Consider the following 12,024-nt stretch of genomic DNA (forward strand, 5'->3'; position numbering starts at 1 on the left):
TTCTAATATTTAGTAAGCTCAAAATTCACATTTCTACTGTTAGAAAATGGAATATCAAGTTCCCATTTTTTGTTTTCTTTCGTTACCTCTAATTTTACCTTGGTTGAATCTCTTGAAATAATCGTTGCAGCAACTTTTGGGGCTTCTTTTTCCGAAGGTAACAAAAGCCACACAAAACATTCATCGTTACCGGAGTCTGTTGAATACACAAAAGCTTTATTCGGACAAAACTTGTTGTACTCCTCGCTATACCAGCCCTGAATTTCAGGCTTTTCCTGCCCTTCAATTTCCTCCACTTTCCAATCATTTTTATCTACAGGAATAAGCTGCAGGTTTCCTTTTTCATTTTTTGTAGTTAGCACACCGTTTTTATCTGCTTCAACCTCACAATCGGGGTGCCAGTGCCATAATGTTTCAATTTCTCGGGGCTTATCGGTTTCAATCCTGTCAACCACTACCCAAAACTCATTTCTTACATACATTATCGCCCGATTGTGTTTCACCTCTTTTAAACCTTCATACTTGTCAAATGATCCACATGCACAGTCGTAGTCTGGTGTAATTGCCCAAAGATCATCTGAAACAGCTTTTTCAGCAACACTAACTCCCGGTAGTTGTCCTTTCCCATCGACTAAAACAGAATTATGCCCCTGAGTGCCTCTTGCGTATCCTCTGAATTTATCAGCCACTTCGCCTCTGTATGCAAAACGTCCGGCGTCAACCAGCAGATCGCGGCCATAGGCAGAAACAGAAATGTGTAGCATATCGTTATGCTGATGCCCGCTTCCCCAGGGACCAACATCAAAAAACGACCAGTGCGCATCTTTATCAAAACCGCTTCGGGAAATCAGTTGTCCGGCCCACGGAAAAAAGTAAGACGGACCGTCAACCGGCTTGCTTCCTGAACTGCCATTTGTAGCAATATATTCCCATTCCGGCTTATTGTATTTCTCTGCTCCCGTTAATATCAGCGGCACATTGCTTCCCAAATCTCCGTCGTTATTTAAAATACGATTGCCATCAGGGCGGATTATCAAAGCCGCATAACGATACATATTTTCGATGGTTTTATTGAAAAAAACGGGAAGTTGATAATTGGCGCGATCACAAATTTCTTTGAACAGATCGAAATTCTGCAAAGCCACGTTGTGATAGTGCGAAGTAAGTTCGGTTTGTACCCCATCGGGATAAACCTGTCCTTTCATACTTTCGCTAATGGTATTGGCTGCATATTCCAAATATTCTGACGATTTTTTGTACTCTGGGAAATTGGTTGCAGCCGTTGCCAATGCTGAAATCTCCATGGTTAACCAGTTGTTTTGAGCATGAAAATTACGATTGTAATGCGCATGATCGGCCAAGCTGCTTAACATTAACAGCCGGGTAGCATCTGAAAAATCTTTATTATTCAAGGTTCCGTAAAAAATTCGCGACCAAACTTTTACCCGGGCAGCAACTTCCAAACCACGCCACACCGAGGTGCCGCTTTTTTTCTGCGGATAAGGCATGCTTTTTATAATAAAATCGCGCAGGAACAAGTCGATATATTCTAGGTATTTTGGATTTCCGGTTTCAAAGAACACGTTAAAAACGTGGCTGATCTGGCCATGCCGGTTCGATAACCAGGCCCACTCTTCATCATTGTTTGGACCTTTGTAATACCAGTCGCGATGCCCGTCATCTCCCCATGGTACTTTGCCCCGCACATTCTGCACAACAAAAACATCAGTTAAAATAGTATCAGCAAGATTGTCTGTTCTTCGCGAGATTTCGGGTTGTTCCCTTCTCAGATATTGTATCGTTTCTTCGTTTTTGTAATAGTCCAACAGTTGAGTACATGCGGCAACTAAATCACCTGAATTATATGCTGCTTTCACTTTTTCCAGTCCCGGATAGTTCAAATCAAACTGATTCAGCATTGTTTTCATTTGATCCGGATAGGCCTTGCAAACGTCATCCACTGTTTCAATCTCTTGCCACTTTTGTGCAAATGAGTAATTTAAACTTACTACCACCAAAATAAAAACCAGTGCTATTTTTTCCCTGAAGTTCATAAATCTATTGTCTATCTGATTAGCATTTTAATTTTCCTTCAACTTATACAAATACAGCCAACTTGCTTTGGGCCACGGTTTCTCTCGCGGACGATCGCGGTTACGACCAATGGTTTCCCATTTTAGTATGTAAGATGTATTTTCCTCACTGCTACTTCCCAAATCTCCCGTTGTGCGAATATCCAGCCCCGGAAAACTCCCTTCAAGTTCGATACCACTGTTCAACGATTCAGCTTTTAAAACCTTGCCTATAGCGTCAAAACTATCGTTTAAAAGCAGGGTGCCATTTCCGTATTTTTTATGCCAGTAATCCACTTCGTAATATCCGTCGTTTCGCTTGTTGAAACCTTTTATGCTTACTTCGGTATTTATACTCCCATTACCTGAAAATTCCCACCTGTAATCCCAGTCAGTTATCTGTTTGTGCGTCCATTCTCCATTTTCTGTAAGTGCAATGTAAAATTGAAGATTACCGTCCTGATCATACTTATGGTATACAAAAACAGGATTATTTTTTTCGTCGAGACAAAGTTTTGCTGCCAGGTTAATAATACCTCCTTTTACCGGAATCGGATCTACAATCACCGATCGTTTATCAATGGTTGCAGGCAGCTCCAAAGGTTCTCCAAAGGCATTGTACCAATGAATCAGATCGGGGCTTTTCATATACGATAGATCGTGATTGGTAGAACAGTCAGGCGTATCCCGCCAAACCCAATAAACATGATACCACCCGTCTTTCAACACAGTGGGTTGAGACTGATAAGCGTTCATTAAACCCTGACCATCGGTTAAGGGAGTATCCAAAAGCCGCTTCCATTTTTTGTTTTCGGTTGAATAAATATTATAAATCTCATTCCCGTTTCCACTACCTCCGTCACGATAATGAAAAAGCAGTTCGCCTTCCTTCGTAAGCATAAAGTGCGGATAGGTACACCTGTTTTCTTCGGTTCCCACCATTTCATATACCTGAACAAGTGTTGTAATATCGTTTGGTTTAGTGCTTCTAAAATAAGTAAGTGGATGTACGTGCATGTTTCCCGAAAGATGTATGTAGCCATCCTTGTCGATACCAATGGTTACAAAGTTGTGACTATCCCATCCCAAAACCGTGCTGGTTCCGCCGGATTCTTCTCTTGTGGTTGCCGGCATTGTGTGCAACTCGAAACGATCGTCAGTCAAATCCCGTTGCCCGACTACCATATTACGGTTAGAATTGTAATAGGCAATGTACTGCCGCTTACCATGAGTATATAAACTAAAACCAACCGGATGACCAGCCCAGACACTGTCGATCTTTATGGTTTGAACAATCGACTTGTTTTGCGCAGTTTCGTCGATAATAATGTCTTTTTCTGTTTTGGACGGCGTACAACTTGTAAAAACTACGCTAAAAACAATCCATATCAGATTTATATACTTATTCATAACTCAATATTTTCAGTTCTTTCGCGGAAATCTTTTATCATCTCAGAAAGTTTAGGTACTTCATCTTCGTATTTTTTATCATTCACGACGTTTCTGTTTTCATCGGGATCTGTTGCATGGTCGAACAAATCCCTATCCATAACCTCGCCTGAATCAATTCGAATCCATTCCGTATATCGGAATTTTGGGGTACGAACAGAATACCCTATTACCTTTTTCGATTTATCATTACTTGCGCCCCGATACGATGGCCAAATGCTAAATGCCTGCTCTTTCACTGATGATTCAGGATCGGTTAATACCGGTAAAAGACTCTCTCCCTGCAGGTGAACAGGAATTTCAAAGCCACATAGATCGGCCAGAGTCGGAAAAACATCAACGTATTCAGCCAACGCATTTGTTTTTACGTTCTTCTTGATATTAGGCGCAGAAATAATTAAAGGGCCCCTGGTGTCTACTTCAAAAGCAGTGTGTTTACACCACATTCCGTGTTCTCCCAGTTTCCAGCCATGATCACCCCAAAGCACGATAACAGTGTTATCTTTCAAGCCATTTTCTTCCAGTGCATCCAACACTCTTCCAATCTGGGCATCAGTATACGACACACATGCCTGGTAGCCGTGAATAAGTTTTAACTGCATCTCTTCAGAAAGTTCAGCATTACCTTTGGGAATATTTGTATAGTTGCGCAATTCGCCAAAATTGTGTTTACCGTAAAGCGAACCATTTTCCGGAAAAAAAGGATTATCGGCAGTTTCTATTTGCGAAGGATCGTATAAATCCCAATATTTTGTTGGAGCGTTAAAAGGTAAATGTGGTTTCTGAAAACCAACGCCCAGGAAAAAGGGTTTTTGTGAAGTTTTAAGTTCGTTAAGTTTGTTCACAACCCAGTCGGCATAAAATCCATCGCGGTACTCGTTATCTTCAACAGCAGCACTCTCCCAGGCCGGCCCCCTTCCTTCAGGTGTTAAAGTTGCCTGAGCCTCTGAAGTAAGATACCCCCTGCCCTTAGTTTCGCCTTGTGCCAGTTTTTGAGTTTCCAGCCAGCCTTCACCAAATTGTTTCAGGTGATCTTCCTGATGGTGGTATAATTTCCCGATTCCAAAAACATCATAACCTGATTTTTTAAAGAATTCATTGATCGTCAAAACTTCCGGCATTAAATCATCAACAGAACGACAACTGTAAATTTGATAAGCATTTGCATAATAGCCGGTAAAAATACTGGCTCGCGAAGCCATACAAATTGCCTGCTGACAATAAGCATGTTGAAACAGAACTCCGTTTTCGGCAAGTCGATCGATATTGGGCGATACGATTTGACTGTTCCCGTAACAATTCATTTCGGGTCTTAAATCATCAACAGCAATAAACAATACATTCGGGTGTTGCGACTCTCTTTTTTCAGAACAGGAAGTAAGAATCCCAAAAATTACCGTCAGGATAATGATAAAAATGATTCGGTTCTTCATCTTATTAAATAAGATTACTGTCGGCAGTTCTAATCCGTCAATTCGATACATTTGTTACAGTTTAATGGTTACACTGCTACCGGCATAATTACCTGTTGGCAGATCGATAAGCAAATCACTCATCCCGGTACCTTCATTCCATAAAACAGTAAGATTTGCTGCTTTGGCATTCACTTTTCCGGGAATGGAAACTAACATTTTTGCATTCTTCCGGGCTGGGTCAGAAACGGTAATTTCCGTTATCTTCGTCCCATCTGTTTTTGCAATCAACACTCCCGGATTCCCGCATTCAACCGTAATATCGTCATTCACCTCTAATGTTCCTTCGCTGTAAAAAACAGCCTGGCACATTTGCAGTTCTTTTTGCCAAACCGCCTGCACTGCAGGAGAATTTTGAAGAACCGTTATATTATTTTTTGATGTATTATTCTGAACCTGTTCCAGATTGGGTGCCGGCACTACAATGTATTGATAGTTAGCCTCGCTCGGACGTTTGCCGTGATCCAGGTAAAGTTCAAAAACATCGCGTTCGATTTCGTCTTTCGGAGAATCGGTTTGCCGGTTAATACGATACCAGGAACCTTTTGCAATATTGTTTTTCAGTTGTACCGTTGTTGGCTCAGGAAAAACATAAGCAAGCTTATCATGATAGATCCAGTCGACATTTTTATATTCCGTTTCGCCTTTCTCAATAACAGAACTTTTTCCTCCGGAAGCAAGAATTACGTCTCCACGAAGAATACACTGGTTTAATGTTGTTACCACCGGCAGTTCTGCGTTTGAGCAAGAAATTCCGGTTCCCAAACAAACATATTCCTTATCAAAAAAGAACCATGCTTTTCTGGCAATTAACGGATCGTGAGGACTTTTAAAATCGAAAGCAACGGCACCATATTTTCCATCGGTTGCAGCACCAACAAAATCGGTTAACCCAAGTTTTTGTAATTCATTGGCACCGGGCATTTCTTCTTTCTGCATAACTGTTGTTCCCGGAATTTTTTGGTAGTCCATAACCGGAGCAAGACCTTTATACTCATCGGCAGAAACTGAAATATGATTTGTTCCGTCGCCACGGTGATGGTTCAAAAATCCCTCGCTGTTGTAGGGCTGCTCCATGTTGTAGTTACGGGTGGAGTACATCCGTACGGAGGCAAACCAATCAGGCCGTTGAAATGAAAAATGCTCTGAATCCCAATAAAAGGTTGCATGCGCAAGTGTTGGCTTTGCCTGATTATTACGAACATCAATAATTTCCTGAAGCTCAATATGCCTGTAATCTGAAACCGAGATCAGTTTCGAGGGTAAAACATCATCGTATGGATTTACAGCTCCCTCGCGGCTGATACTGCGGTTTTTGGCTCCAACATCCGGAACTTTTCCAAATACCGAAGTTTTGCAAATACCATCCAAAAAGTAATCAATCAGCTGGTCAAGTTTTTCTTCTGAAAAAGAAAATTTGGTACCGGTAGTGTAAACTGCCCATTCGGCAAATGCTGCTGCATAACTTAAACCATATGACAATGTATTGTTAACTCCGTCAGTACGATGGTGGAAGCTGTTGTCGAACTGAATACCACGCCCTTCGTACGACCGGTTTTCAAATCCTCCTACTATTTTCCGAAAGCCATACCCGTATTTTGCTCCTATCCATTCTACATACTTTATTTCATTTTCGATTACACGCACTACCTCATCAAATTTTTCATCGTCGCCCAAAAACAAACAATTTTTTGCCTGAATACCCGCAATTTTAATTCGGTCTCCTCCCGGTCGGGCACCACCGGCATTGATATGCGCCCTACCAATTATCGGTTGAGTTTTGTTTACCAATTCCTTGTCGAGCTCATCGCCAATAATCAGCATTAGCGTTACCATGTAATTGGGTGTACCGATTTGATTGTGCCACCAGTTTTCGCAAAAATAATCGTGCTCCACCCAATTTTTAAGCCCTAATTCGATGGCTGCTTTTACCTTTTTCTTTTTGTAATATTCTGATGATTTGTTTTTATAAGCCCTGGCCAATGAAACTAGATACGACGTATGAAGCCGGTGCTCAAAACCTTCTCTTGAAACATTCGAATAATCAATTCCCGGCCAGGTACCATCATCTTTTAAGGTTTGAAGCAGTGTCTTTATTTGTGCATCATCAACCTCCGGTTTCATTACCTCCTTATAAATGCGCTCTTTTACAATTTGAATGTCGTTTTGCGCATAAGCCATAAAGGAAGCACAGCAAAAGAATAGTATTATTACGGTTAGTCTTTTCATACGTTTAAAATGTTTGTATTAGCTATATTACATACCTGACCATCAGCAAACAGGAAACGAGCCCTGAAAATTCAGGACTCGTTTAATATTTTTCTTCTAATTCTCCGAAAGCCTAATTTTAATTTCAGTTTTACCATCCTCTATTATCCAGGCCGGAATTCTTAGTTCTATACGTTTTAATCCTTCAATCTGGCGATCCAATTCCATAGGAGCCGGATAGAGTGAAACAAGCGACAAACTCAACTCCGGGTGCGAAAGGTTCTCAAGTTTTAAAGTTTTGCCTTCTTGTTTTAACACGGCACCACCTTCAACAAATTCCACATCTGCAGTGGTCATCAATTGCCAGGTAATGAATTGTGTTTTTTCCGAAATCTCAATTTCGTCCTCTATAACTACCGAAACCGGGCTATCTTTTGTAAATGTTCGTTTTGCACTGTTAACATTTCCGGCATAAACTGCGGTTAAATCAAAGATAGCCTGTGGTTTTTCGCCCGATTGGAAATGCTCAAGTGTTGCCTGTCCGTTGTTTACAAAAAGTTCATTGTTTACGGTTACGGTGCTGTGTCCGAAATTATTTTTGGTGAGCAGCGTCCAGCGCTGACAATCCTGACAGCTTCCCCACAAATCAAATCCGGTTTTCTCCAATTCGTGGTAAGCCTGATTGCCCGGATCGATAACCCAACGCACGCCGTTCAATTCAAAAATAAAAGAACCGGCATCCATGTTTCCGTGACTTGTGGTTGCTCGGCCACCTTTTCCGCCGAAATAGTAATTGTGCTCGTCATCACCTTTAAAAACTACGATAGGATTTGAACCGTCACCTTTCCACGCGAGGGGTATTTCTACATCTGATTTCTCCTCGTATTGCGACAACCAAACCAAGGCTGCACCACCAAGTCGGGATAGTTTCCCCATTTCTTCTGCTGGCATCAGGAACCTTTCTTCTTCGAAAAATTCAGAATTACCTGTTTTGTTTGCAAACCAGGCTAAAATAACATCACCGGCAGCGCCTCTTTTATCACCGCAATCGGCAAAATTGTAATACCATCCCGATGGGGTATTCATTAAATACCGAAATACTGCACTCTCCTTAAAAGCAGGGTAATCAGCAATACCAAAGTCGCTTCCGAACGCGCTTTCCAGAAAGGCAGATGTAACCACCGAAAAACTGGTGCCATAGCCCCAGTAAGTTGAACCTTCAGGATAAACCCCATCCGGTGAATACTGTTTTAAAGCCTGTACCATACCATCCAAAGCTCTGCTAATTGTTTTGGCAGCGAGTTCCGGGTCTTTTTCTGCAATTGCTATAGAAGCAGCGATCATTCCGCCATTACATACCTGGTTCCAGTTGTTATGTCCGAATGCCCAGCCCGGAGTATTTCCGTTCTCCGGCCAACTGGGAGCTATCCCTTTTTCAATTAAAGCATTTTTTGCCAATTCAATGGTTGATGAAGGAAGTTTTCCTTCCGTCCAGTCGAGGGCAAAAGCAACGGCCATACTCATTTCTGCCACATCCAGAAAATGTGATGGGTTCCAATCCGAAAAATTGCAAACAGCCAGTACTTCATTATTTAAACGATTTAATGCTTTCTCATCATTTTCCATTTGATAAACCATTCCCAGCATATTTACGCGCCATAGCATTTCGCGTGATGTTGACAACAAACGACGACCAACCATAACTCTTTCCAGTAAAGGTTCATCATAAATGCTTTCAGCATTAAGTTTTATGGCTTTGTACATATTTTGTACAAGCTCATCGTTTTTTAATTTTGTTTTTAGCTTATTCTTTATTTGGGAATTTAAAACCAAACGCGGCTGCGATTTGCGAAGGTTCTTTTTTAGATACTGGACTGATATGGGATTATCGAGCGAGGGAACTTCCTTCTCCTGCGCAGTTGCCGACCATATAACTGCCAGGCAGAGTAAACAAATAGCAAGATGTATTTTAGTTTTCATTTTAGTTGGTTTTGTTAGTTGGTATTAACTATAAAAATAGGAAGTCATTTTTAATGAGCTATCCTTTTCTTTATTTTATTTTAAAAGTATATTCAATCTCTTTAATTCTCCTTCCCAAATTTCAGTTCCTAAACCTGAAGTTGGATTGTTTTCGATCCTATTATTATGGATGGTTATAAAACGATTTTGTGCAATTGCATAAAATGGATGGTCAGGAAATCATTATCCGGACCGTCGGTATCGCACAGTCCTCATGTGTGTTTTTCGTTTTGGGGCCTGCTGCTTGTCCCGCAACATATTGGCTTTAACCCTTTATGGTAATTACAACAGTTTTCTACAAATAATCAGATTCGTGATTTTTCCAACAGGGCATTCTTCTTGTTGCAAGGTCATCCGGGGTTATTACAACTACTCAGAATCAATGTTCTATTCGTGTTCAAATCTGGAGATGCCCTCTAGCCTGTTAAAACTTAATCTGCTTTTTTAATATACTCTTTGGCAACAACCTCGCCACTGGCAACACGAAGCGCGTTATTGGCCAGTGCTTCCAGTTCGTCTTCACCGGGATATACAAACACGTCGGAAATAAAACCCGCTTTATCTCGGATATAGTTTTCCAGATGTTTATTGTAGGCCAAACCACCGGTTAATAATATCCCGTCGACTTTACCTTCGAGTACAATGGCCATTTCACCAATCATTTTGGAAACCTGGTAAAACAAAGCTTCCTGAACCAACTTTGCTTTTTCGTCACCTTTTTCAACACGTTTCTCCACTTCCAAAGCGTCGTTTGTGCCCAGGTAAGCAACAAATCCACCTTCGCCAACCACCATTCTGCGAATTCGCTCCTGCGACATTTTTCCGCTAAAACAAAGGTCAATCACCTGTCCAACAGGTAGTGTTCCCGATCGCTCCGGGCTAAAAGCTCCTTCCCCGTCGAGCGCATTGTTTACATCGATGACGCGACCGTTTTTATGCGCTCCTACCGAAATACCACCGCCCAGATGAGCGATTATTAAACGCATCTCATCGTAATTCTTTCCCATCTTTTGGGCATGTAAACGTGCCGTTGCTTTTTGGTTTAACGCATGAAAGATCGACTGCCGCTGAAACCGCGGATGACCCGCAAAACGAGCCACATCATCCAATTCATCGGTAACCACCGGATCGGCAATAAAAGCTTTTGCGTTTGGAATTTGCAAAGCAATATAATCGGCGAGCATAGCTCCCAAATTGCTGGCATGATGCCCCATCACTCCTTCGCGCAAGTGATCGAGCATTAAATTATTTACTTTGTAAACGCCCGATTCCAAGGGATAAGTCAGTCCGCCGCGGCCGATGATGTATTTAATTGCATCCACTTCAATTCCTTCTTCAACCAAAGCTTCAATGATTAAACCTTTTCGAAAAGAAAACTGATCGATAATATTTTTATAGCGTAGTAGTTGCTCCAGCGGATGCCGAATGGTTTTGGAAAAAACACATTCTTTTTCGTTATAAACAGCAAATTTTGTGGAGGTAGAACCCGGATTTATTGCAAGAACCTGGTGCATAAAATGATTTACGTATTACTAATCTGGTAACTTACAATTGATGCAAGTGCCACAGAATTCAACTTTGTTTTTCTACTGTCGCCGCGTGATGATACCACGGCAGGTACTTTCGCTCCGGCAATAATTCCCGACATTTCGGCTTTAGCCAGTTTCGAGTTTGTTTTGTAAAAAACATTGGCCGCATCAATATTCGGGAAAAGTAAACAATCGGCATCGCCAGCAACCGGCGAGGTAAAACCTTTTACTTCGGCCGACTCGGCATTAATGGCCACATCAAGTGCCATGGGGCCATCTACCAAACCACCTTCAATTTGGCCGTGCTCCGACATTTTGGCAATTGTAGCGCCATCCATACAAGACTGAATGGAAATTATTATCTGCTCGGTAGGTGCAATTACCGCAACTTTTGGCTGTTCGACACCCAGCGATTTTGCTGCACAAATGAGGTAATTTGTCATTAATATCTTTTGTTTCAGATCGGGGTAAGGCAACACAGCCGCATCACTAAAAACAAGCAGTTTGTGGTAATTCGGATTATCCATCACCGAAACGTGGCTTAATGTCCCTTTTGTCGGAACCAGGTTGTTTTCTTTTCTAAGCAAAGCACGCATAAACTTATCGGTCGATACCATTCCTTTCATCAACACATCGGCCTTGTCTTCATGAATAAGTTCTACGGCTTTGTCGATAGCTTCGCGGATTGATTTGGTATCATAGATCTGATAATCCGAGATATCGATACCCAGCTTTTTACACGATTCTTCAATAATCGTTCTGTCGCCGGTTATTATCGGTATTACAAACCCCAATTCAACAGCATCGTGCATGGCTTCCAAGGTGCTTACATCTACACCGTTAACTGCCACCACCCGTTTCGGTGGTTGCTTTTTTACTACTTCCAGAAGTTCTGTAAAATTGTTTATACTCATTGTTTAGCAATTTTAGCCCGAAGTTACAACGCCTGAAGTTCTCATCCGATAACTTTTCTCAGCTATTTTTATGTTGTAAACCACCCAAATAAATTTTAAACTTAGAATTAGTATTCAGCGACTTACGATTTGATAAGAATCTGAAATTTTTTAGCCCTAAAAATTATGTTTTTGCTTTTTTCACTAGCCCCGGAAATCTGTGCAGATTAATTTTTCAATTCAGCAGATTATGAACCTTACAAAATATATATGTGTTTAAACAGAGTGAATTCTTTTAAAATTAGGGAAAATCCCTGTCTTAATCAAATGTAAATCAATGTTTTTCAATCATTAGTATGGTGTTTTACAATATATCAAAATC

Annotated in this window: 7 protein-coding genes; all 7 read right to left on the reverse strand. The window is 41.2% G+C overall.

The window, feature by feature from the left end; translation table 11 throughout:
* Positions 1–2: 2 nt before the first annotated feature.
* Positions 3–2,054 carry an alginate lyase family protein gene (locus tag LH29_RS20450; RefSeq protein WP_045033146.1) on the reverse strand — a complete coding sequence of 684 codons (2,052 nt, stop codon included), beginning with the start codon at positions 2,052–2,054 and terminating at the stop codon, positions 3–5.
* 27 nt (positions 2,055–2,081) lie between these two features.
* Positions 2,082–3,482 carry a BNR repeat-containing protein gene (locus LH29_RS20455; RefSeq protein ID WP_045033147.1) on the reverse strand — a complete coding sequence of 467 codons (1,401 nt, stop codon included), beginning with the start codon at positions 3,480–3,482 and terminating at the stop codon, positions 2,082–2,084.
* Positions 3,479–4,954: a sulfatase gene (locus tag LH29_RS20460; protein ID WP_052671126.1), complete on the reverse strand. Its 1,476-nt coding sequence runs from the start codon at positions 4,952–4,954 to the stop codon at positions 3,479–3,481. Before LH29_RS20460 ends, LH29_RS20455 begins: the two co-directional genes overlap by 4 nt.
* 54 nt (positions 4,955–5,008) lie before the next feature.
* Positions 5,009–7,222 (reverse strand): polysaccharide lyase family 8 super-sandwich domain-containing protein, encoded by a 2,214-nt coding sequence (locus tag LH29_RS20465; protein WP_045033148.1) that lies wholly within the window; start codon positions 7,220–7,222, stop codon positions 5,009–5,011.
* Between the two features lie 96 nt (positions 7,223–7,318).
* Positions 7,319–9,181: a heparinase II/III domain-containing protein gene (locus LH29_RS20470; protein ID WP_045033149.1), complete on the reverse strand. Its 1,863-nt coding sequence runs from the start codon at positions 9,179–9,181 to the stop codon at positions 7,319–7,321.
* A 470-nt stretch (positions 9,182–9,651) separates the two neighbouring features.
* Complete coding sequence (gene buk / locus LH29_RS20475) at positions 9,652–10,734, reverse strand: butyrate kinase (RefSeq protein ID WP_045033150.1); 1,083 nt, start codon at positions 10,732–10,734, stop codon at positions 9,652–9,654.
* Positions 10,735–10,742: 8 nt separating this feature from the next.
* A complete protein-coding gene (locus LH29_RS20480) occupies positions 10,743–11,663 on the reverse strand; it encodes a phosphate acyltransferase (RefSeq protein WP_045033151.1) in 921 nt (306 codons plus the stop codon).
* Positions 11,664–12,024: the final 361 nt, after the last annotated feature.

Source organism: Draconibacterium sediminis (assembly GCF_000949475.1).
Lineage (GTDB): Bacteria > Bacteroidota > Bacteroidia > Bacteroidales > Prolixibacteraceae > Draconibacterium > Draconibacterium sediminis.

Coding starts and splice junctions, on each gene's coding strand:
- LH29_RS20470 (WP_045033149.1), bottom strand. CDS start 9,181: ATGAAAACTAAAATACATCTTGCTATTTGTTTACTCTGCCTGGCAGTT.
- LH29_RS20480 (WP_045033151.1), bottom strand. CDS start 11,663: ATGAGTATAAACAATTTTACAGAACTTCTGGAAGTAGTAAAAAAGCAA.
- LH29_RS20460 (WP_052671126.1), bottom strand. CDS start 4,954: ATGAAGAACCGAATCATTTTTATCATTATCCTGACGGTAATTTTTGGG.
- LH29_RS20465 (WP_045033148.1), bottom strand. CDS start 7,222: ATGAAAAGACTAACCGTAATAATACTATTCTTTTGCTGTGCTTCCTTT.
- LH29_RS20455 (WP_045033147.1), bottom strand. CDS start 3,482: ATGAATAAGTATATAAATCTGATATGGATTGTTTTTAGCGTAGTTTTT.
- buk (WP_045033150.1), bottom strand. CDS start 10,734: ATGCACCAGGTTCTTGCAATAAATCCGGGTTCTACCTCCACAAAATTT.
- LH29_RS20450 (WP_045033146.1), bottom strand. CDS start 2,054: ATGAACTTCAGGGAAAAAATAGCACTGGTTTTTATTTTGGTGGTAGTA.